The organism is Nocardioides sp. (assembly GCF_036267815.1).
In the GTDB taxonomy this organism is placed as follows: domain Bacteria; phylum Actinomycetota; class Actinomycetes; order Propionibacteriales; family Nocardioidaceae; genus Nocardioides.
In genome coordinates this window covers 1-22072 of the sequence record NZ_DATAVI010000082.1, presented here as the reverse complement: position 1 = coordinate 22072, position 22072 = coordinate 1, and the positions used below count along the sequence as shown (strand labels likewise).

Genomic DNA, 22072 nt, shown 5'->3' with positions numbered 1-22072 from the left:
CACGGATCCAGGCTTGGGCAACGCTCTTCCCGCGCGGCACCCCAAGCCCTAGAGGCTTGCGCGCAGGCTCTCGATCCGGGCCAGGGTCGACTCCGGGCCGAGGATCTGCATCGACTCGAACAACGGTGGCGAGATCCGCTGTCCCGAGACCGCGGTGCGCAGAGGGCCGAACGCGAGGCGCGCCTTGATCCCGAGGCCCTCGACCAGGGCCCCGCGCAGCGCCGCCTCGATCGACGGCCCGTCCCAGGCGCCGTCGGGCACGAGGGCGTTGAGTGCGGCGGCAGCGGCGTCGAGGACCTCTGCGGCCCCGTCGTCGAGCTGGGCACGCGCGTCGGCCGCGATCTCGAGGTCGCCGTCCGCGACGAAGAAGGGTCGCACCAGTGGGGTCGCGTCGGTGAGCACGACGATCCGGGTCCCGACCAGCTCGGCCAGGTCGACGAGACGCTCTCGGTCGGCCTCGCTCGGTGTCGGCGACACGACGCCGTCGGCGACGAGGTGGGGGAGCAGGCGCTGGGCCAGCTCGGCCGGCGAGAGCGCGCGCACGTAGAGGCCGTTGAGCCAGTCGAGCTTGTCGAGGTTGAAGATCGAGCCGGCCCGGTTGACGTCCTCCCAGCGGAAGCGCTCGGTGAACTCGGCGAAGGTGAAGACCTCCCGCTCCGACCCGTCGGCCTCCACGATCGGCGGGTATCCCTGGAGTGCCAGGAAGTTGACCAGCGCCTCGGGGAGGTAGCCCCGCTCGGCGAACCACGTCAGCCGCGCCCAGGGGTTCTTGCGCTTGGAGATCTTGGCGCGCTTCTCGTCGCGCAGGAGCGGCATGTGGGCGAACCGCGGCGGCTCCAGGCCGAGCCACCGGTAGAGCAGCAGGTGCTTGGGTGTGGAGCTGATCCACTCCTGGCCGCGGACGACGTGGGTGATGCCCATCTCGTGGTCGTCGACGACCACCGCGAGGTGGTAGGTCGGGTAGCCGTCGGCCTTGAGGACGACCTGGTCGTCGGGTTGTGGCGCACTGGTCCGGCCCATGATCAGGTCGTCCCAGCTCAGCTCGACGTCGTCGGGGATGCGCATCCGGACGACAGGGTCGGGGGAGAACCCCGGCAGCGCCGCACGCTCCTCCTCGGTCCTGCCCAGGCACAGCCGGTCGTAGCCGGTGGGCAGCTTCTGCCGCTGCTGCTCCTCGCGCATCTGGGCGAGGCGCTCGGCCGAGCACCAGCACCGGTACGCGTGACCCGCGGCCAGCAGCCGCTCGACGTAGGGCTGGTAGGTGCCGAGCCGCTCGGACTGACGGTACGGCGCGTGCGGCCCGCCGATGTCCGGCCCCTCGTCCCAGGTCAGGCCCAGCCAGTGCAGCGTCTCGTAGAGCTGCTGCTCGCTCGTGGGGTCGAACCTGGCCCGGTCGGTGTCCTCGATCCGGAGCACGAACGACCCGCCCTGCTGGCGCGCGAAGGCGAGGTCGAACATCGCCATGTACGCCGTACCGACGTGGGGGTCACCGGTCGGCGACGGGGCGACCCGCAGCCGCGGGACGCCGTGCCGGGTGGGCTCGCTGGTGGTGGTCATCAGCTCGGCACCTTAGTCGGGGCCGCGCCGGACCATCGCTTCGGCGGCTACTCGACGTAGACGCGCTCGTCGACCAGCTTCTCGGTCACGACGTTGCCGTCGGCCTCGAAGCGGCCCTGGTCGAAGCGCTTCTTGAACTCGATCTCGGCGCCGCCGCTGCCCGAGCGGTTCTTCTCGACCGTCAGCACGGAGTAGTCCTTCCAGGACTCGGCGTTCGCGCCGCCGTACATCAGGTGGTGACGGGCGACCAGGTCGGACTTGGTGCCCAGGATCAGCACGACGTCGGGCTCGTAGGAGAGCGCCGTGGAGCCGCGCATGTGGCGGGTGCGCATCCGGGCGCCCGGCTCGAGTCCCTGGTGGTCCATCGCCGCGACGGCGAAGACGGGGGTGTCGAACTCGATCGCGACGTCCTTGAGCCCTTCGGTGATGCGGGTGATCCGCTCCTCCTCGCCGAGGTCGCTCAGCGGCATGGCGACCTTCTGGAGGTAGTCGACGACGATCAGCGGCGCCTCGCCGGTGCTGCCCATCACCTTCTTGACCGTGTCGTTGATCTCGGTGATGTCGGTGTGCGTCGCCGTGGAGCGGTGCACGACCAGGCGGTCGGCGTAGTCGCTGACGCCGACCAGGGCCTGGTGACCGATCCCGCCGCGGGTCGCGGCCATCCGCTCGATGAGCCCGCCGTCACCGCCGGAGGTGCCCTCGAAGATGGCCCGGACCTCGCTCAGGCTGGGTGCCTCGTAGGGGTCGATCTCGCCGCCCTCCATGGCGATCAGCCGCTGCGTCAGCGCGTCTGCCTCGAGCTCATAGGAGAAGAACACCGCGGAGCGCCCGGCCTTGACCGCGGCACGCGCGGCCTGAAGAGCGAACATCGTCTTGCCCTGGCCCTGGGGCCCGCCGATCAGGTTGAGGGTTCCGGAGCGGAAGCCGCCACCGATGGCCTCGTCGAGGAGAGGGAAACCGGTCGGCCACAGACGCACGCTCGCCGCGGGGCTGCGCAGCCGGTTGTCCGCACGCTCGAGCACGGCCGACAGGGGGGTCAGCTTGAAGTCCATGCCGACGATGGAACCAGAATTCCTGATGTGCCGTTGAGGGAACGCCAAACTCTGAGCCGCTAGTCCAGACCGGCATGGTCCATTGGCATCATTCGCGGATTAACTGCGTCATGCCTGGGGATCTACACCGTCTCAACGCCAACGACCGTACACCGGGCTCCTCGCTGTCCGTGTGGTGTCCGGTCGATTTTGCCGATCTCCCGGGCCGATCTACTGGCCCGATGTTCTGGCCGACCCGGATTTGGCCGAACGGCGACGCGCGCCGTACTGTGAGCGGCGTAACCAGAGACCGCTGGTCGTCGCCCCTGTCCCGCAGGAGTGATCGAAGGTTCCGCGAAGCTGCGGGCGGCCCGCGCAGGTGACCAGAGCGGCATCCGCGCTCGCTGCCGAGCCGGATGCGATCCACGCCCTGGGCCCTGCGCCCGGGGCGTTCGTCTTCTTTCTCGCAGGCATCTTCGGCCGGGGTCTCGCCCAACCGATAGGAGACCCATGGCGCGGGCAGAGAAGCAAGCCGCCGTCGCGGAGATCGTCGAGTCCTTCAACGATGCCGCCGGGGCCGTGCTGACCGAGTACCGCGGTCTCACCGTGAAGCAGCTTCAGGAGCTGCGGCGCTCTCTCGGTGCGAACGCCGACTACGCCGTGGTCAAGAACACGCTGGCCAAGCTCGCCGCGAAGAACGCGGGGATCGACGGCTTCGACGACCTGCTGACCGGCCCGACCGCGATCGCCTTCATCAAGGGCGACGTCGTCGAGGTGGCCAAGGGTCTGCGTGACTTCGCCAAGGCAAACCCCACCCTGGTCATCAAGGGCGGGGTTCTCGACGGCAAGCAGCTCGACGCGAAGGAGGTCGCCAAGCTGGCCGACCTCGAGTCGCGCGAGGTGCTCCTGGGCAAGCTGGCCGGCGCGATGCTCGCGTCGCTCAGCCAGGCCGTCTACCTGCTCAACGCCCCGATCGCCCAGGCCGCCCGGCTCGCCGGTGCACTCCAGGCGAAGCGGGCCGAGGAGGAGCAGGGATCCACAGACCTCGCAGGTGGGGCTGGAAGCCCAGCCGCCGCCGAGGAGACACCGGCCGCCGAAGCAGTGGCCGATGCCCCCGCCGACGAGGTGACCGAGGCCCCGGCCGAGGAGACCGCCGAGACACCGGCCGAGGCCGTTGTCGACGTCGTCCCCGACGCGGAGGCCGCCACCGCCTCTGACGAGAGCGACACCGCGGAGGCCTGAGGCCGCCGTACCCACCTGATAACCCGGCCGGTCCGCAGGGCCCGGTTCACGAGAACGGAAGGAACCGCCACCATGGCGAAGCTCAGCACCGACGAGCTGCTCGACGCGTTCAAGGAGATGACGCTGATCGAGCTCAGCGAGTTCGTCAAGCAGTTCGAGGACACGTTCGGCGTCACCGCGGCCGCTCCGGTCGCCGTCGCCGCCGCTCCCGCCGGCGCTGCCGCCGGCGGCGCCGCTGCCGACGAGGCGGCCGAGCAGGACGAGTTCGACGTCATCTTGGAGTCCGCGGGCGACAAGAAGATCAACGTCATCAAGGAGGTGCGCGCCCTGACCTCACTCGGCCTGAAGGAGGCCAAGGACCTGGTCGAGGCCGCACCCAAGCCCGTCCTCGAGCACGTCACGAAGGAAGCCGCCGAGAAGGCCAAGGAGGCCCTCGAGGGCGCCGGCGCCGCGGTCACCCTCAAGTGACCCCCGCCTGACCTGCAACCGCGAAGGCGGGTGCTCCCCTCGGGGAGCACCCGCCTTCGTCGCGTCTGGGCCGGTCTCTGGAAGATCCACGCGAGCCGAGAGCCGCTCGCGTGGTGGGATGCACTCGTGACGGTCGAGCTCGGTGGATCCGACGGCGAGGGTCTCCGCGAGGTCCTCGAGGCGCTGGCGTCGTGGCAGGTCGACGATGCGTCGCTCCAGTTCCACCCCGGCGACCTCGGGTGGTTCTGGCGCTTCGGGGCCGAGGCCACGGCGGCCGCCGTCCGCACCTGGAGCCGCGCCGGACACCTCCTCGCGGTGGGCTTCCTCGACAGCCCGACCGTGCTGCGCCTCGCGTTGGCGCCACAGGCCCGAGACGACGACGACCTGGCACGAGCTCTTGTCGAGGACGTCGTCGACGTCGGGCACGGTGTCCTCGCCGAGGGACGGGTCAGCCTCGAGGTGCCCGCGGGTGCGCGAGTCCGGGAGGCTCTGGCGGACCGCGGCTGGAAGGGCGACGAGGCCTGGACCTCCTTGCGTCGTTCCCTCGCCGACCCGGTAGAGGATCCCGGCGTGCGGATCGAGGTGGTCTCTGCGGACCGGGTCGAGGAGCGGGTCGCCGTCCAACGAGCGTCGTTCGACAGCTCGACGTTCACCGTCGAGCGTTGGCAGACGATGCACGACGCTCCGGCGTACCGCGGTGCGAGGTGCTTGGTCGCCTACGACGATCGCGACGCCCCGGTGGCTGCGGTGACCGTGTGGTCGGCCGGTCCGGGACGCCCCGGGCTGCTCGAGCCACTGGGGGTCCATCGGGACCACCGCGGCCGAGGCTTCGGCCGGGCGATCAGCCTGGGCGCGGCGGCAGCCCTTCGAGAGCTCGGCTCGTCCTGTGCGCAGGTGTGCACCCCGAGTGCCAACGTGGGGGCTGTGGCCACCTACCGCTCCGCCGGGTTCGCGCTCCTGTCCGAGACCCGGGACATCTCCGGCGACCGCTCTGCCTGAACACACCTCACAGCGGAGTGGGCGTGATCGCAGGCTCGGGGTGGGGGGCCTGCTCCTCGAAGCGACCGAGGCTGGCGATGGCAGTGACGATCAGGAGGCACCCCAGCAGCCCGGCCGGGCTCAGGTGCTCTCCCAGGAAGGCCGTGGCGATGACCACGGCCGTGACCGGCTCGATCAGCGTAGCCAGCACGGCGGCAGCGCTCGACGTGCTCCGCAGGCCGGCGAACATCAAGGCGTTGGTCGCCACCACGCCGACCGCGAGGTAGGCGACCAACATCCAGACCCCGGTGTCGGCCGTCATGGTCGCGCGGCCCGATACGGCGACGACCACGTCGATCGGCACGAGGACGAGCGTGGCGACGTTCATGATCGCGGCGGTGATCGTCAGGGCGTCGAGGTCCTTCGACACCGTGGCTCCCGCATCAGCGGCGAACGCGAAGGCGGCGCCGGCCCCCAGCGCGGCGAGAATCCCCAACGCGGGGTGCGGGGCGTGCTCGCGGCCTCCTCCCACGAGGCTGATGAGCAGCAGGCCGGCAAGCGCCGTCGAGACGGTGAGCACCTGACCGGGCGAGGGAAGCCTGCGCCTCCCAGCGCTGGTGACCGCGAGCAGGAGGCTCGGGGCGAATCCCATGCAGATCACGGTCGACAGACTGACGCCGGACCACTCCACCGACACGAAGAAGAGCAGCTGGGACGCGGCGATCAGGACCCCGACCAGCGCCAGACGCCCTCGATGACGTCGTCCCGACGCGACGGACCGGCGCATTCGGCCGGTGCCCCAGAGCAGGAGGTCGAGGACGATCGCCGCCGACAGCGCTCGGTAGGCGCTGATGGTCAGGGGTGACAGTGCTGAGTGCCGCACGGTCAGCTGGACGACCGGCCCGGTCGTCCCCCAGATCATCCCGGCCAGCGACACGAGCAGCAGCCCATGCCACGAGCGAGTCGATGAAGCAGAAGCGCCACCCGACCTCACCGCCTCAGTATCTGGCATGACCTGACCCGGCCAGGAGAGCGGGCTCGAGGCGTCAGGGACCGTCTGGAACACTTGCCGGATGTCGAGGAGCTCGGGGAAGCGTCGGGGGAGGCCTGGAGGCGAGATCAGCCTGGTCACCGTCGTCGTGGTGACCCAGGTCGTGATCGCACTGCTGACGGCGACCGCGGTGTACGCCGCCTGGCTGCACCTCGACGGGAACATCAAGGCCGGCAACAGCATCCAGCATCAGCACGGAAAGCGGATCCCGAAGCAGGACCAGGGGGAGTCGACCGAACCGCTCAACATCCTCGTCCTGGGGACCGACAGCCGTTCTGGGGCTGGAGACTCCATCGACGGGGAGGCAGGGTGCGACTGCTCGGACACCACGATCCTGGTGCACGTCTCGGCCGACCGCTCGTCGGCGTATGCCGTCTCGATCCCGCGCGACTCCCTGGTGAAGCCGGTCGCCTGCACGCGCGACCACGAGTACCTCGACACCGGTCTGGTCGAGTGGAACCAGGCGTACGCCGCCGGTGGAGCCGCATGCACGGCGCAGGAGGTACAGCAGGACCTCCACGTCTACGTCGACGACTACGTCGTGGTCGACTTCGCCGGGTTCAAGAACATGGTGAACGCCATCGGTGGTGTCAACGTGTGCATCCCCTTCGAGCTCTCGGACCCGTCGGTCGCCCACGTGACCTTCGAACCGGGCAAGTCGGTCCATCTCGACGGCGACCGGGCGTTGTCCTACGTCCGGCTTCGGTACGTGCTCTCGGGCTCCGACCTCGGACGGATCAAGCGCCAGCAGGTCTTCGTGTCCGCCATGACCGACAAGCTCCTCTCGGCCGGCACCCTGACCCGCCCCGACCGGCTCTACAGCTTCGCCAATGCCCTCACCAGCTCGATCACCACCAACCCCGAGATCGCCCACGTGAAGGACCTGGTCGACCTCGCCCGACAGTTCCGCAACATCGACTTGCGGCACATCCGGTTCGTCACGCTGCCCAACCAGGCGTACGACGTGCCGCAGAGCGACCCGCGGTGGGGTCGCGTGCAGGTCCTGCCCGGGGCCTATCGCCTGATGAGGATCGTCAACCGGGACCAGCCGCTCGGTGTCTTCACCCACGGCTCCCTGCGGGCCGGACACCGGCCACGGCACCCCAGCGCGGAGGCCAAGGCCCAGGCCGCGGCGGCTGGGGTCTGCGCCTAGGCTGCACCTCGCGCCGCGCCCAAACGTCGCTCGAGACACCAGGCCCGGCCGTCACGTCCGCCGTGGTCGCTGTCGGATCCACGGTTGCTCGACGTCGGGCTTCGGGGGCGCTCTGAACTCGGGTCTGTGGTCGACGGGGCTGAGCCGGACCTCCCACGGCGTGTGATGGACGACCCGGTGGTGATGCCCGCACAGCAGGACGAGGTTGCTGAGCTTCGTCAGGCCGCCGGCTGACCAGGCGGTGATGTGGTGGGCCTGACACATCACCGGCGGTCGGGCGCAGCTGGGGAACGCGCAATGCCGGTCGCGAAGGATCAGGGCAACCCAGATCGTGGGGGTGACGAGGCGACGGGCGCGACCCACGTCCAGAACCTCGCCGCGGCTGCCCAGGACGGCGGGGATGATCTCGGCGTCGCATGCCATCCGTCGGATGGTGGCCGCCGAGAGCTCGGTGCCGTCGCCGGTCAGGCCGATGCCTGCCTCGCCCGCTCCGGGGTCGCTCCCGGGGTCGCGACCGGTGGGGTCGCGATCGGTGGGGTCGTCGGCAGGTAGCCCTTGTCGGAGGGCGGTCAGGGTGGTGGTGACAGTGAGGCGGGCCGGGGCGCCGTGGTCGTCGGGCAGCAGGGCGGTGGACAGCGCGTGATGGGCGGTCTGGACCAGGGCGTCCCACAGGCGGGCGCCGTGGTCGGTGGGGTCGGTGGTCGGCCTGCCGGCCTCGTCGCCGACCGCGGCCCCGGCTGAGGGTGCCGGGCGGGTCAGGGGGAGCAGCGCAGCCTTCAGCAGGGCACCGTCCTCGGCCGACCCACGCCCCTGGAGACGGACTCCCCCGGCGCCGTCCGAGGCGATGGAGAGGGTGCGCCCGAGGTGGGATGCCCGCTCGTCGCGGTCGAGCCGGCGCTCCAGTCGGCGCTCGTGGGCGTCGGGGTCGACGACGTGGACCAGGTGGCGCCCGGCTCGGGCCAGGTCGGAGGCATCGAGGCTGGTGGCGTGGATGAGCAGGGCGGTCTCACCGCGACGCCGCACCGGCGCCCCCGAGGGCAGGGCGTCGACGGCCTCGCAGATGACGTCGGCCTGCTCGGGGGAGACTCGGCCTGCGGCCATCGCTCGCCGGGTCGCGGCCAACGGCCCGGTCAGGGCATGGGCGCGGTCGGTGACCCGCTTGCCGCCGCCCTTGCGGAGCCCGGCCAGGTGGGTGAGCCAGTCGCCGGTCGACCCGTAGTGCAGCTGGTCCTTGGCCAGACAGCGGGCGTCGGCCTCGGCGACGGCCCCGGCCTGCACCGCCGCGAGGGCCGAGCGCAGCGCCTCGACGGCCTCCACGACCCCGACCAGGCCGGCGTCGGACTGCGCGGCCCACATCGTCTCGTCGAGCTCGCGCACGGCGGTCGCGGCCCGGGCCAGCACCTGGGCCGGGCCGTCGGCGGCGCCGGCACCACCGACGCGGTGCGAGTCCAGATCCGAGATCGACATGGCCCTAGCCAAGCAGCAGGTGCCGACCGCTGGACTCGGTCCTCCACACCCCCGCCTGCCCAGCCTGGGATGGTCATCTCTCGAGGCGACTCGCGCCACCGAACGTCCACCGCGGCCGTCCGGTCAGCGCGTTCTCACCGCAACCGCCTGCCGGTTGGCGTTTGAGCGGGCGGCACGGGGGCACGAGGCGCCGGCACGCTCGTCAGGGCCGAGGTTCACCCGTGCGTAACCTCCCGGCCTCGACGACGTTGACATCGGTAGCACGGCGACGGGCCCCGCGTTGCCGGCGACACCTTGGGAGGCAGCAGACCCATGGGCGTGGAGATCCGGATCGAGGGTCTGACGAAGTCCTTCGGCAAGCAGCTGATCTGGGGGGACGTCACCCTGACGGTCCCGCCCGGAGAGATCTGCGTGATGCTCGGCCCGTCGGGCACGGGCAAGTCGGTGCTGCTCAAGACCCTGATCGGCCTGCTCAAGCCCGATCGCGGGAGCGTCGTCATCGAGGGCGTCGACATCACGTCGTGCCCCGAGCGTCAGCTCTACGAGATCCGCAAGCTGTTCGGCGTCCTGTTCCAGGACGGCGCGATGTTCGGCTCGATGAACCTCTACGACAACGTCGCGTTCCCGCTCCGCGAGCACACGCGGCAGTCCGAGTCGGAGATCCGACAGATCGTGATGGAGAAGATGGACCTCGTCGGGCTCGTCGGCGCCGAGGGCAAGCTGCCCGGCGAGATCTCCGGCGGCATGCGCAAGCGCGCGGGCCTTGCGCGGGCACTCGTCCTGGACCCGGAGATCGTGCTCTTCGACGAGCCGGACTCCGGTCTGGACCCGGTGCGCACGTCGTTCCTCAACCAGCTCATCGTCGACCTGAACGCGCAGATAGACGCGACCTTCCTGATCGTCACCCACGACATCAACACCGCGCGCACGGTCCCGGACAACATCGGTCTGCTGTACCACAAGCACCTGGCGATGTTCGGTCCGCGCGAGATGCTGCTGTCGTCGCAGGAGCCGGTGGTTCGCCAGTTCCTCAACGCGCAGACCATCGGACCGATCGGGATGTCGGAGGAGAAGGACGCCGACGAGCTCGAGGCCGAGCGGCAGCTCGGCGTGGAGCTGCCGCCGCTGCCACCGATCCCGCTTCAGCTGGAGCCCTCCAACGGCATTCCGCGGCGGAGCCAGAGGGCCGCCGGCGACTGGTGTCGGGAGAACGGCGTGACGCCACCGCCGAGCTCCTTCGAGCAGAACATGACCATGAGCCCGGGTGCGTGAGCGATGGCCACCATCACCGCAGCACGCGTCCTGGCTCCGATCGGGACCGCCGGCCGGCTCTTCGCCTTCGGCCTCGACGTCGGCCGGGGCATCTTCCGGCGCCCGTTCCAGCTCCGTGAGTTCATCCAGCAGGCGTGGTTCATCGCCTCGGTCACGATCGTTCCCACCGCGCTGGTGGCGATCCCGTTCGGCGCGGTGATCGCCCTCCAGGTCGGCGGGCTCATCGAGCAGTTCGGGGCCCAGTCGTTCACCGGCTCGGCGGCCGTGCTGGCGGTGGTCCGAGAGGCCGGGCCGATCGCGACCTCGCTGCTGATCGCCGGGGCCGGCGGGTCCGCGATCGCCGCCGACCTCGGGGCGCGCAAGATCCGCGAGGAGCTCGACGCGATGATGGTGCTGGGCATCGACCCGATCCAGCGCCTGGTCGTGCCGCGGGTGCTCGCGTGCATGCTGGTCGCGGTCTTCCTCAACGGCCTGGTCAGCGTCGTCGGGGTCGCCGGTGGCTACGTCTTCAACGTGGTCATGCAAGGGGGGACGCCGGGCGCCTACATCGCCAGCTTCACGGCCCTCGCACAGCTGCCCGACCTCTACCAAGGCATGGCCAAGGCCCTGGTCTTCGGCCTGATCGCGGCCATCGTCGCGTCGTACAAGGGGATGAACGCCGGCGGCGGTCCGAAGGGGGTCGGCGACGCGGTCAACGAGTCGGTCGTCGTCTCCTTCATGCTCCTCTTCGTCGTCAACTTCGTGATGAGCGCGATCTACTTCCAGCTCGTCCCGGCGAAGACCGGATAGGCGGGGCTGATGGCGAACCTCAAAGCGGTCTACCAGAGGCCCCTGCGCAGCCTGGACGAGCTGGGCGCCCAGCTGGCGTTCTTCATCCGCGCCATCGCGTGGACCCCCAAGACGGTCTCGCAGTACAAGAAGGAGATCCTGCGCATCCTCGCCGAGATCACCTTGGGCTCGGGCGCACTCGCGGTCATCGGGGGCACGGTCGGGGTCATCACGGCGATGTGCTTCTTCACCGGCACCGAGGTGGGTCTCCAGGGCTACGCCGCCCTGAACCAGATCGGCACGGCCGCGTTCTCCGGGTTCGTCTCCGCCTACTTCAACACCCGTGAGATCGCACCTCTGGTCGCCGGCATCGCCCTGGCGGCGACGGTGGGCTGCGGCTTCACCGCCCAGCTGGGCGCGATGCGGATCTCGGAGGAGGTCGACGCCCTCGAGGTGATGGCCGTGCCATCGCTGCCGTTCCTGGTCAGCACCCGCGTGGTGGGCGGGCTGCTCGCGATCATCCCGCTGTACGTCGTGGGGCTGGTCTCGTCGTACTACGCCACCCGGCTGACGGTCACCCGGTTCTTCGGCCAGAGCACCGGCACCTACGACTACTACTTCCACACGTTCCTGCCGCCTCAAGACGTGCTCTGGTCGTTCGGCAAGGTCCTGGTCTTCGCCGTGACGGTGATCCTCATCCACTGCTACTACGGCTACAACGCCTCCGGTGGTCCGGCGGGGGTGGGCATCGCGGTCGGCAAGGCGGTGCGCACGAGCATCGTGGCGATCAACGTGATCGACCTGTTCCTCTCCATGGCGATCTGGGGAGCCGTCACCACGGTCCGGCTGGCTGGCTGACCATGCCTACGACCGGATCTGCACCGCGGCTGAGAGCACTCCCAGCACTGCGACTCAAAGCGCTGGGGATCGCGTTCCTGTGCCTGCTCCTCGCCGGCGTGTGGCTGACCTACGGGGTGTTCACCCAGAAGTTCACCCGCTTCGACGAGGTCACCCTCGACGCCCCGTCGATCGGCCTCCAGATGCCCGAGCGAGCCGACGTCAAGATCCGCGGCGTGATCGTGGGCGAGGTGCTGGGCTTCAGCGCCACCGACCAGGGCGCTCGCGTGCGGCTCGGCATCTTCCCCAGCCAGCTGCACACGATTCCCGGCAACGTCACCGGCGCCATCGTGCCGAAGACCCTGTTCGGCGAGAAGTACGTCTCGCTCGTCGTCCCCGGCGACCAGCCCGCTGCGACCTCGCTCCGGCCGGGTGCGACGATCCCGCACACCCAGGTTCCGGTCGAGGTGCAGAAGGTGCTCGCCGACCTGTACCCGCTCCTGCGCACCGTCCAGCCGGCGGACATCAACCTGACGCTGAATGCGATCTCGACCGCACTCGAGGGTCGCGGCAAGGCACTCGGCAATGACCTGGCGACCGTCGACCACTACCTCGAGCGGGTCAACCCTCAGATCCCGCAGATCGTGCGCGACCTGAGGCTCACCACGAAGGTCTCGAACACCTACGCGGACGTGACGCCCGAGATCGCCCAGATCCTGCGGAACACGGTCAAGACCACGGGCACCCTGGAGGATCGGCACCAGCAGCTCCAGGCCCTGTTCACCGACGTGACGGCGTTCTCCGACACCGCCCACGACTTCCTGCGCGACAACGGCGACAACATCATCAGGCTGGGTCAGGTGAGCAGCGCCCAGGCGCGGCTGCTCGCGCGCTACGCCCCGGAGTACCCCTGCCTGCTCGGCGGTCTGGTGAACGCCGGCAAGCGTGAGGCCCAGGCCTTCCGCGGGTTCACGCTCCACATCGTGCTCGAGACGATCCCGAACCAGCCGCGGGGCTACACCCCCGCCGACAACCCGGTGTACGGCGACTCCCGCGCGCCCAGCTGCCTGCGCCTGCCCGACCCGCCGGAGAGCCAGACCAACCCGCTGCGCCACCAGCCCAACTTCGTCGACGGCATCAACAGCCCGACCGGCAAGGGCACCGACCGCGTCGCGCCGCCGTACGCCGAGGACTTCACCCGCGGGACCGGGTACGCCGACGGCACGGCCGAGGCGGGCCTGCTCAAGAGCCTGCTCGCGGCCCCGTTGGGCGAGACGCCGAGCGAGGTGCCCGACCTCGGGGTGGTCCTGATCGGGCCGATGGCTCGCGGAGCGAAGGTCTCGCTGCGATGAGCGGCCTCGACCGCAAGACCATGTCAGCGCTGGTGAAGCTGCTCGTCTTCATGGTGGTCACGGCGCTGGCCACCAGCGTCCTCGCGATCATCATCGGCAACCTCAGCTTCGGCTCGACCAAGACCTACAAGGCGGAGTTCTCCGACGCGACGGGGCTGAACAAGGGCGACGACGTGCGCATCGCGGGCGTGAAGGTCGGGTCGGTCAAGGGCATCTCGATCGTCGACCGCTCCCGGGCCCTGGTGACCTTCGACGTGCAGAGCAGCACGGCGCTGACGCAGTCGACCCACGCCGAGATCCGCTACCGCAACCTCGTCGGGCAGCGCTACGTCGCCCTGACCAACGAGATCGGGAGCACGAGCGTCCTGACACCCGGGACCACGATCCCCATCTCGCACACCTCGCCGGCACTCGACCTCACCGTCCTCTTCAACGGCTTCAAGCCGCTGTTCCAGGCGCTCTCGCCGTCCGACGTCAACGAGCTCTCCTACGAGATCATCCAGGTCTTCCAGGGCCAGGGCGGCACCCTGGACGACCTGCTGACCCACACCGCGTCGCTGACCCAGACCCTGGCGGACCGCGACCAGGTGATCGGGAGCCTGATCTCCAACCTGAACTCCGTGCTCGACCACGTCGGCCGGCGCAACCGACAGCTCAACCAGCTGATCACGACGTTCCAGCAGTTCGTGGGCGGGTTGAAGAAGGACCGCGGCGCCATCCTCGGCTCGCTGGACCAGATCTCGAACCTCTCGACCCAGACCGCCGACCTGGTCTCCGGCATCCGGGGCCCGTTCGTGTCCGACATCCACCACCTGCGCGGCTTCGCGGCCAACCTCGACAAGGGCCGGCCAGAGATCGACCGCGCCCTCCAGGTGCTCCCGATCAAGCTGACCAAGGTCGGCCGCACCGCGATCTACGGCTCCTGGTTCAACTTCTACCTCTGCAACTTCACCGGCCAGATCCGGCTGGGCAAGACCGCGGTGCCCGTGAGCTACGACACCGGCTCGAACAGGTGCAACCTGCAATGAGCGTCCCGTTCAGAGAGCGCAACCCGGTCGTGGTCGGGGCGATCAGCCTCGCCGTGGTGCTCGGGCTGATCCTCCTCGCCTTCAACGCCCAGCGGCTCCCGATCATCGGCGGGGGCAGCAGGTACTACGCCGACTTCAGCGAGGCCGGCGGCCTCCAGGCCAACGACGAGGTCCGCATCGCCGGAGTTCGCGTCGGCAAGGTCGACTCGGTCTCCCTGGACGGCGACCACGTCAAGGTCGCGTTCCGGATCACCAGCGGGGCCGCCTTCGGCACCGACTCCCAGGCCGCCATCAAGATCGGCACGCTGCTCGGTGCGGAGTACCTCGCCGTGGTCCCGGCCGGGCCCGGCCGGCTGCCGAAGGGCAGCACGATCCCCGTCTCTCGGACGACCTCGCCGTACGACGTGGTGCAGGCGTTCTCGGGACTGGCCAGCACGTCTGCGCGGATCAAGACCCATCAGCTCGCCCGGAGCCTGACCACGCTCGCGGACCTGACCCGCAACACCCCGAAGAGCTTCCGGCACGCGCTGTCCGGCGTCTCCGCGCTCTCGGACGACCTCGCCTCGCGCAACGAGGAGATCGGCACGCTGCTCGGCCACCTGCGCAGTGTGACGACGACCCTCAACGCACGCGACCAGGACATCGTCGGGCTGATGCAGGACTCGGCGGTCCTGTTCAAGGCGCTGGTCAAGCGGCGGCAGGCCATCCACAACCTGCTGACGTCCACCGCGCAGCTCTCGACCCAGCTGACGAGCCTGGTCAAGCAGAGCCGGGCCGACCTCCGGCCCGCCCTGGAGCATCTCAGCAGCTTCGTCGACGTGCTCAACAAGAACTCCGACAACATCAGCCAGAGCATCCGGCTCCTGGCCCCGTTCTACCGGGTGTTCGCCAACACGCTGGGCAACGGCCCGTGGTTCGACACCTACATCCAGAACATCCCGCCCGTCCCGCAGGTGGGTGGCTGAGATGAACCTCCTCGCCAAGATCCTGGCCCCTGCGGTGGTGCTCGCCCTCGTCGTCGCCGCGCTGGTCGTCTTCGTGTTCCAGGGCGGTCACGAGAAGACCCTGACGGCGGACTTCCCGCGGGCGGTGTCGCTCTACGACGGCAGCGACGTGCGCGTGCTCGGGGTCCCCGTCGGGAAGGTGGACTCGGTGACGCCCTCGGGCACCCAGGTCGTGGTCACCATGCACTACGACGCCGATGTGAGGCTGCCCGCCGACGCCAAGGCGGTCATCGTCTCGCCGTCCATCGTGGGCGACCGCTTCGTCCAGCTCACGCCCGTCTACACCAGCGGGCCGGTGCTCGGAGACGGCGCGACGCTGGACCAGAAGCACACGGCGGTGCCGCTCGAGCTCGACCAGATCTACTCCAGCCTGGACGACCTCACCACCGCGCTGGGACCGAACGGCGCCAACAAGAAGGGCGCGCTGACCGACCTGCTGGACACCACGGCCGCCAACTTCGGTGGGCAGGGCAAGAAGTTCCACCGGACGATCGCGAGCTTCGCGCGTCTCAGCGGGACCCTGGCCGACAACAAGGGCAACCTCTTCGGCTCCGTGCGTCAGCTCGAGGGCTTCGTGCACACGCTGTCGCGCAACGACCACACGGTCCGCAGCTTCAACCAGACGCTGGCGCAGGTGTCCGGGATGCTGAAGGGGGAGCGCGGCGACCTCGCGGCGTCCCTGCACGACCTGGGCATCGCCCTGAAGCAGGTCTCCGGCTTCGTCCGCGACAACCGCGCGGCCCTGAGCCGCAACATCTCGGGCCTCGACGAGGTCACTCAGATCCTGGTCAAGCAGCGCACGGCGCTGGCCGAGACCCTGCGCAACGCGCCGCTGGCGCTCAACAACCTCGCCCTGACCTACAACCCGCAGGCCGGCACCCTCGACACCCGCGCGAACATCGGCGAGCTGGGCCACCAGATCACCTCCGACCCGTCCACCTTCCTGTGCGGGATCCTCGAGCAGGCCGACCAGGGTGGTCAGTCGTGCGGCGTGATCCAGCAGCTGCTCGGCAAGAACCGCCCGGCCGCCCTCGGCAGCGACGGCCGGCGTACGACGGGCGACCAGGCGCAGCGCAGCGACCCCACGCTGGGCGGGCTCGTGGAGGTGGGTCGATGACCAGTCCTCGCGCAACGCTTCGGAGCCTGCTGCGAGCAGTGGTCCTGCTCCTGACCGCCGCGCTCTTGCTCGGCGGCTGCTCGTTCGACGTCTACAAGCTGCCGCTGCCCGGTGGGCCGGACGTCGGGAGCGCCCCGATCACGGTCACCGCGGACTTCCGTGACGTGCTCGACCTGGTGCCGGACTCGACGGTCAAGGTCGACGACGTGACGGTCGGCAAGATCACCGACGTCTCGCTCCAGGGCTACCACGCGGTGGTGACGATGCAGCTGCGCAACAACACCAGGCTGCCCGACAACGCGGTCGCCACGATCCAGCAGACCAGCCTGCTCGGCGAGAAGTTCGTCGAGCTGGCCGCGCCCAGCGACCCGAGTCCCAACCCCCTGTCCAACGGCGACGTGATCCCGATGGCGCATACCGGCCAGAACCCGGAGGTGGAGCAGGTCCTGGGTGCCCTCAGCCTGCTGCTGAACGGCGGCGGGGTCGGCCAGCTCCAGACGATCACCCACGAGCTCGACAACACCCTGCACGGGCACGAGGGCGATGCCCGGTCGGTGCTGCACCAGATCCGCGACTTCAGCGGTCAGCTCGACCGCCACAAGCACGACATCGTCGACGCGCTCGACGCCCTGGACCGGCTCTCGAGGTCGCTGAACCGCCAGCGCGACACGGTCGACGCCACCCTCGACGAGCTGCCCGGCGCGCTGCGCTCGATCGACACCCAACGGCACGACCTGGTCAAGACGCTGAAGGCGCTCGACCACCTCAGCGGCGTGGGGACCCGGGTGATCAGCCTGTCGAAGAGCGCCACCATCGACACCCTGCGTCAGCTCAACCCCGTCCTCGGGCAGCTCCAGGCGTCGGGCAGCAACTTCGTCAACGCCTTCAGCGTCGCCCTCACCTACCCGTTCGTCGACGCGGTCGTCGGCCGCGACCCGCAGGTCGCGCGCAACCTCCAGATGGGCGACTACACCAACCTCGACATCAAGTTCGACATCTCGCTGGACCAGAACGGCAGCCTGCCGATCCCGACCGGGCTGCCGACGAAGCTCCCCACCCTGCCGACGGGACTGCCGACCAGCGTGCCGACCTCGGAGGTCACCAAGATCCTCGGCGACGTGACGAAGTGCCTCCAGAGCGGCGACATCACCAGCAAGGCCTGCCGGGCCGTGCTGGCCGACCCGCAGGAGCTGGCCAGGCTCGTCGCGAGGTGCAAGAAGAAGAAGAACGACGACAACCCGGTCTGCCAGGTGCTCGACGCGCTGCCGACCCTGCCCACCGGCGGGCCGTCGCTCAGCCTGCCGACCAGCATCCTGACCAGCATCCTGGGCGGCGTGCTCCGGACGCCCGCGCTGGGCGTGCGTCGTACGTCGTTCGGGCCACGCGGTCCGACGATGCGAGAGCTGTCCAAGATGTACGACCCGGCGCTGGTCGACCTCCTGGTACCCGGGATGGTGATGAGCCCGTGATCACCCGTCGTACCAAGGTGCAGCTCGCCATCTTCGCGCTGATCACGATGCTCGGAGTCAGCTTCGTGGGCGCGAGGTACGCCCAGCTGAACCGCCTCTTCTACAGCACGCAGTACACCGTGGTCGCGCATTTCAAGGACTCCGGCGGCATGTACGCCGGCGGCCTGGTCTCCTACCGCGGCGTCCCCGTCGGCCAGGTGCACCGGCTGGTCCTGACGCGCAACGGGGTCGACGCCTACCTCGACATCGACCGCGGCTGGGACGGCAGGATCCCCGCCGACACCCTGGCCGTCGTCGGGAACCGGTCGGCCGTCGGCGAGCAGTACGTCGACCTCCAGCCGAAGACGGACAGCGGCCCGTTCCTCCACGACGGCTCGCAGATCGCGATGGCCGACACCCGCACGCCGCTGCCCACCCAGAAGCTGCTCGGCGACATCTCGAACACCGTCGAGTCGGTGCATCGCGGGTCGCTGCGCACGACGGTGCACTCGCTCGGCCAGGCGTTCGGCGGCACCGGGCTGGACCTCCAGCGGATCATCGACACCGGCACGTCGTTCATCGACGCGGCCAACCGCAACTTCGACGTGACCACCGGCCTGCTGCGCGACGGCGACACGGTGCTGCGGGGCCAGGTCGCGAGCTCGGACGCCATCCGGTCCTTCGCCCGCGACCTGAGGCTCTTCTCCGGCACCCTCGCCGGACACGACCGAGACCTCCGGAGGGTCATCGACAGCGGCTCGGCCACGGCGACCGAGCTGCGCGGCTTCTTGCAGGACAACGACGTCGACCTGGCCAGCCTGATCGACAACCTGGTCACCACCGGCAACATCGTGGTCAAGCACCTGGCCGGCCTGCGCCAGGTGCTCGTGGTCTACCCCTACGTCGTCGAGAGCGGCTTCACCGTCGTCTCGAAGTCGCCCGAGACCGGCCTGTACGACGCGCACTTCGGGCTGGTGCTGACCAACGACCCCGAGGTCTGCCACGCGGGCTACGAGAGCACCGACCGCCGTCCGCCGCAGGACGGCTCGAACCGGCCGATGAACACCAAGGCGCACTGCTCCGAGCCGGCCTCGGAGTCCGACGCCCGCGGCGCGCAGCACGCGCCGGCCAACCGTCCGGGTGCGGCGTACCGCACCCCGGTGGCCTCCTTCGACCCGACCACCCATCGACTGACCTGGGGACCCGGTGTCCCCGCCCGCCTCGCGGACTCGGGGAGCCCCGCCCCCGCGACGCTTCGAGAGGAGACATGGAAATGGCTGTTTCTCCAGCCCTTGACCGCCACCCGGAGGTGACCGACGAGGTCGCCGACGGGTCCGAGGCCACCGAAGAGCCCGAGGCGACCGAAGAGCCCCAGGCCACCGAGGAGCATCTGGCCACCGACGAGGCCGGCCCCGAGAGGTCCGAGGCAGAGGCGTCGGCGCCTCGGGCGGCGGCGTTCCGGCTCGTCCTGGCGGTGGTCCTCGCCGTCGGCCTGGTCGCAGCCCTGGCCTGGGTCGGCGTGCTCCGCTCGCACCGCACCGGTGCCGCGGCCGGCGTCCAGGCCGAGCGGGAGGCGGTGATGAGCACGACCCAGCAGTTCGTGATGCGGGTCAACACCTACGGGCCGTCGCTGCTCGACTCCCAGGGCCGGATGCCGGCCTACCGCGCCCGCGTGACCTCGGTGATCACGCCGAAGTTCGCCGTCTCCTTCGACCAGACGGTCCCGGTGGCCGAGCAGAGCGTGAAGAACTACGGCATCCAGCGCACCTGCGCGGTCTACTCCACGGGCGTCGAGGTCGTCGACAGCGACTCCGCCCAGGTGCTCGTGGCCGGGGCGATCAGCCAGAGCGCCAGGAACGCCAAGGGCAAGCAGGTCTCGACCGGCGAGCCGGCGCCGTTCCGGCTGCGGGTCACCCTGGACCGGATCGACGGCCGCTGGCTGGTCGACGACTACGAGCCGGTGAGCTCGCGATGAACGCCAGCTGGTACGACGTCCTGGACGTGGAGCCCGCCGCCACCTCCGACGAGGTGCGCGCCGCCTGGCGGAGCTCCGTCGCCGAGCTGGACCCCACCGACCGTCGGTTCCGGGTCTTCAGCCAGGCGGCCGAGGTGCTCCTGGACCCCGCCCGCCGCGCGGCGTACGACGCGGAGCTGGCCGGGTCGATCTCCGCCGACGAGGTCCCCGAGCCGGTCGAGCAGGTCGAGCAGGTCGAGCTGGCCGAGCAGGTCGAGCCCGTCCCGACCGGCCGGCGCCGGCTGCCGCTGGTCCCGGGCTGGGCGCTGGTCGCGTTGGCGGGGCTCGTCGCCGCCGCGCTGGTCGTGGCGGGCGTGCTGGCGAGCAAGCCGTCGGACGCCGCGGTCGAGGGCGACACCCAGGCGGCCCAGGCCGCCGCCGAGCGCGCGATCGTGCCACTGCTGTCCTACGACGCCCACCACCTCGACCAGAGCGAGTCCGCCGCCGAGCCCTACCTGACCTCCGGCTACGAGCAGCAGTACCAGAAGCTCTTCGCCGTGATCCGGCAGAACGCGCCTCGCACCGGGACCGTCGTCAAGGCGCGGTACGTCGCGTCGGGGGTCGTCCGCTCCGGGACCGACCGGGTCGACGTCCTCGTCTTCGTCGACCAGGTCACCCGCAACAAGCAGCACCCCAAGGTGCCGGTCGTCTACAAGAACCAGGTCACCGTCACCATGACCCGGGTCGGCGGCCAGTGGCTCGTCGACGACCTCAGCACCAACCTCCAGAGCTGAGCGGCCTCCGCACCGGCGGCGACACCCGAGGCCGGGTCTGTGGGGAAGTGCTTGACCTGGGCGCGTCCTCGGTTCACACTCGTGGAGTCGTTCGGCTCTGCCGTGTGAGAGCGGTCGGACGTTGTTTGTGGTGCGCACCCTTCTTGGGGTACGATCTCTCTTTGCGCCTGCCCTCAAATGCTGATCGCCTGCCCGGTGGCTGATTCTGTGGTGGTCGGGCTGCTCTCCGCCAGCATTCGTCGAAGGACCGATCTTGGCCGCGCGCACCACCGCCAGCTCCTCGTCCACCTCCTCTCCGAAGCGCATCTCGTTCGCGAAGATCAGCGAACCGCTCGAAGTTCCCAAGCTCCTCTCTCTCCAGACCGACAGCTTCAACTGGCTGATCGGCAACGACGCCTGGCAGGACCAGGTCGCGCTCCGCGAGGCTGCGGGCGAGGACGTCTCCCACAAGTCCGGTCTCCAGGAGATCTTCGAGGAGATCTCCCCGATCGAGGACTTCTCCGAGACGATGAGCCTCTCGTTCGAGAACCCCGTGTTCTACGACCCGAAGTACACCGTCGAGGAGTGCAAGGAGAAGGACTTCACCTACTCCGCACCGCTCTACGTCTCGGCCGAGTTCACCAACAACGAGACCGGTGAGATCAAGGGCCAGACCGTGTTCATGGGCGACTTCCCGCTCATGTCCCCGCGCGGCACCTTCATCATCAACGGTACCGAGCGGGTCGTGGTCAGCCAGCTCGTGCGCTCACCCGGCGTGTACTTCGAGAAGACCGCCGACAAGACCTCCGACAAGGACATCTTCACCGCCAAGGTGATCCCGAGCCGGGGCGCCTGGCTGGAGTTCGAGATCGACAAGCGCGACATGGTCGGGGTCCGCCTCGACCGCAAGCGCAAGCAGAACGTCACGGTGCTGCTCAAGGCCCTCGGGTGGACCAACGAGCAGATCCTCGAGGAGTTCGGCGACTACGAGTCGATCCGGCTCACCCTGGAGAAGGACCACACCGAGACCCAGGACGACGCGCTGCTCGACATCTACCGCAAGCTGCGCCCGGGCGAGCCGCCGACGCGCGAGGCCGCGCAGACGCTGCTCAACAACTACTACTTCAACCCCAAGCGCTACGACCTGGCCAAGGTCGGCCGCTACAAGATCAACAAGAAGCTCGGCCTGCACGAGGCCTTCGACCAGCAGACGCTGACCATCGACGACGTCGTCGCGGTGATCCGCTACATCGTCAGGCTGCACAACGGTGACCTCGACCTGGTCGACAAGGCCGGCACGACGTACGTCGACGCCGACGACAAGCCGATCGAGGTCCAGGCCGACGACATCGACCACTTCGGCAACCGTCGCATGCGCACGGTCGGCGAGCTGATCCAGAACCAGCTCCGCACCGGCCTGGCCCGCATGGAGCGGGTGGTCCGCGAGCGGATGACGACCCAGGACGTCGAGGCGATCACGCCGCAGTCCCTGATCAACATCCGTCCCGTCGTGGCGGCGCTGAAGGAGTTCTTCGGCACCTCCCAGCTGAGCCAGTTCATGGACCAGACCAA

General features: G+C 69.6%; 19 protein-coding genes and 1 pseudogene. 16 read left to right on the top strand and 4 right to left on the bottom strand.

Annotated features, from left to right (window positions below; translation table 11 throughout):
- Positions 1-48: 48 nt before the first annotated feature.
- Positions 49-1557: a glutamate--tRNA ligase gene (gene gltX / locus VHW64_RS17235; protein WP_329651809.1), complete on the bottom strand. Its 1509-nt coding sequence runs from the start codon at positions 1555-1557 to the stop codon at positions 49-51.
- 47 nt (positions 1558-1604) lie between these two features.
- The gene (locus tag VHW64_RS17230) at positions 1605-2609 is read right to left on the bottom strand and encodes a DnaB-like helicase C-terminal domain-containing protein (RefSeq protein ID WP_329651808.1); all 1005 of its coding nucleotides are present in this window, start codon (positions 2607-2609) and stop codon (positions 1605-1607) included.
- A gap of 489 nt (positions 2610-3098) precedes the next feature.
- Between VHW64_RS17230 and rplJ the strand changes: the two genes are divergently transcribed.
- The 3 genes from rplJ to VHW64_RS17215 all read left to right on the top strand — a co-directional run bounded on the left by rplJ (position 3099) and on the right by VHW64_RS17215 (position 5297).
- On the top strand, positions 3099-3830 hold the full coding sequence (gene rplJ / locus VHW64_RS17225; protein WP_329651807.1) for a 50S ribosomal protein L10: 732 nt from the start codon (positions 3099-3101) through the stop codon (positions 3828-3830).
- Positions 3831-3902: 72 nt separating this feature from the next.
- Positions 3903-4298, top strand: coding sequence for a 50S ribosomal protein L7/L12 (gene rplL, locus VHW64_RS17220; protein WP_329651806.1), 396 nt, complete (start codon positions 3903-3905; stop codon positions 4296-4298).
- Positions 4299-4424: 126 nt separating this feature from the next.
- Positions 4425-5297 carry a GNAT family N-acetyltransferase gene (locus VHW64_RS17215; RefSeq protein WP_329651805.1) on the top strand — a complete coding sequence of 291 codons (873 nt, stop codon included), beginning with the start codon at positions 4425-4427 and terminating at the stop codon, positions 5295-5297.
- A 7-nt stretch (positions 5298-5304) separates the two neighbouring features.
- Here the strand turns inward: VHW64_RS17215 and VHW64_RS17210 are convergent, their stop codons facing one another.
- A complete protein-coding gene (locus VHW64_RS17210) occupies positions 5305-6213 on the bottom strand; it encodes a DMT family transporter (protein WP_329651804.1) in 909 nt (302 codons plus the stop codon).
- A 136-nt stretch (positions 6214-6349) separates the two neighbouring features.
- On the opposite strand from VHW64_RS17210, the gene VHW64_RS17205 reads away from it, so the two are divergent.
- The gene (locus VHW64_RS17205) at positions 6350-7480 is read left to right on the top strand and encodes an LCP family protein (protein ID WP_329651803.1); all 1131 of its coding nucleotides are present in this window, start codon (positions 6350-6352) and stop codon (positions 7478-7480) included.
- A 51-nt stretch (positions 7481-7531) separates the two neighbouring features.
- Here the strand turns inward: VHW64_RS17205 and VHW64_RS17200 are convergent, their stop codons facing one another.
- Entirely contained in the window at positions 7532-8947 is a 1416-nt protein-coding gene (locus tag VHW64_RS17200) for an HNH endonuclease signature motif containing protein (RefSeq protein WP_329651802.1), read from the bottom strand.
- Positions 8948-9259: 312 nt separating this feature from the next.
- Here VHW64_RS17200 and VHW64_RS17195 point away from each other — a divergent pair, with 312 nt between their 5' ends.
- The 12 genes and pseudogenes from VHW64_RS17195 to VHW64_RS17140 form a co-directional block, all read left to right on the top strand.
- Positions 9260-10219, top strand: a complete 960-nt coding sequence (locus tag VHW64_RS17195; protein WP_329651801.1) for an ABC transporter ATP-binding protein — start codon at positions 9260-9262, stop codon at positions 10217-10219.
- A gap of 3 nt (positions 10220-10222) precedes the next feature.
- On the top strand, positions 10223-11008 hold the full coding sequence (locus VHW64_RS17190; RefSeq protein ID WP_329651800.1) for an ABC transporter permease: 786 nt from the start codon (positions 10223-10225) through the stop codon (positions 11006-11008).
- Positions 11009-11017: 9 nt separating this feature from the next.
- A complete protein-coding gene (locus tag VHW64_RS17185; RefSeq protein WP_329651799.1) occupies positions 11018-11845 on the top strand; it encodes an ABC transporter permease in 828 nt (275 codons plus the stop codon).
- 2 nt (positions 11846-11847) lie between these two features.
- Positions 11848-13176, top strand: a complete 1329-nt coding sequence (locus VHW64_RS17180) for an MCE family protein (protein ID WP_329651798.1) — start codon at positions 11848-11850, stop codon at positions 13174-13176.
- Positions 13173-14204: an MCE family protein gene (locus tag VHW64_RS17175; RefSeq protein ID WP_329651797.1), complete on the top strand. Its 1032-nt coding sequence runs from the start codon at positions 13173-13175 to the stop codon at positions 14202-14204. The genes VHW64_RS17180 and VHW64_RS17175 overlap by 4 nt, the downstream gene beginning before the upstream one ends.
- Positions 14201-15169: an MCE family protein gene (locus VHW64_RS17170; RefSeq protein WP_329651796.1), complete on the top strand. Its 969-nt coding sequence runs from the start codon at positions 14201-14203 to the stop codon at positions 15167-15169. The genes VHW64_RS17175 and VHW64_RS17170 overlap by 4 nt, the downstream gene beginning before the upstream one ends.
- Before the next feature lies 1 nt (position 15170).
- Positions 15171-16325 carry an MCE family protein gene (locus tag VHW64_RS17165; protein WP_329651795.1) on the top strand — a complete coding sequence of 385 codons (1155 nt, stop codon included), beginning with the start codon at positions 15171-15173 and terminating at the stop codon, positions 16323-16325.
- Positions 16322-17794, top strand: a complete 1473-nt coding sequence (locus VHW64_RS17160; RefSeq protein ID WP_329651794.1) for an MCE family protein — start codon at positions 16322-16324, stop codon at positions 17792-17794. The genes VHW64_RS17165 and VHW64_RS17160 overlap by 4 nt, the downstream gene beginning before the upstream one ends.
- On the top strand, positions 17791-19086 hold the full coding sequence (locus tag VHW64_RS17155; RefSeq protein WP_329651793.1) for an MlaD family protein: 1296 nt from the start codon (positions 17791-17793) through the stop codon (positions 19084-19086). Before VHW64_RS17160 ends, VHW64_RS17155 begins: the two co-directional genes overlap by 4 nt.
- Positions 19047-19748: a hypothetical protein gene (locus tag VHW64_RS17150; RefSeq protein ID WP_329651792.1), complete on the top strand. Its 702-nt coding sequence runs from the start codon at positions 19047-19049 to the stop codon at positions 19746-19748. The genes VHW64_RS17155 and VHW64_RS17150 overlap by 40 nt, the downstream gene beginning before the upstream one ends.
- Positions 19745-20521 (top strand): J domain-containing protein, encoded by a 777-nt coding sequence (locus tag VHW64_RS17145; protein WP_329651791.1) that lies wholly within the window; start codon positions 19745-19747, stop codon positions 20519-20521. Before VHW64_RS17150 ends, VHW64_RS17145 begins: the two co-directional genes overlap by 4 nt.
- 250 nt (positions 20522-20771) lie before the next feature.
- A pseudogene (locus VHW64_RS17140) lies at positions 20772-22072 on the top strand (DNA-directed RNA polymerase subunit beta); the annotation flags it as partial.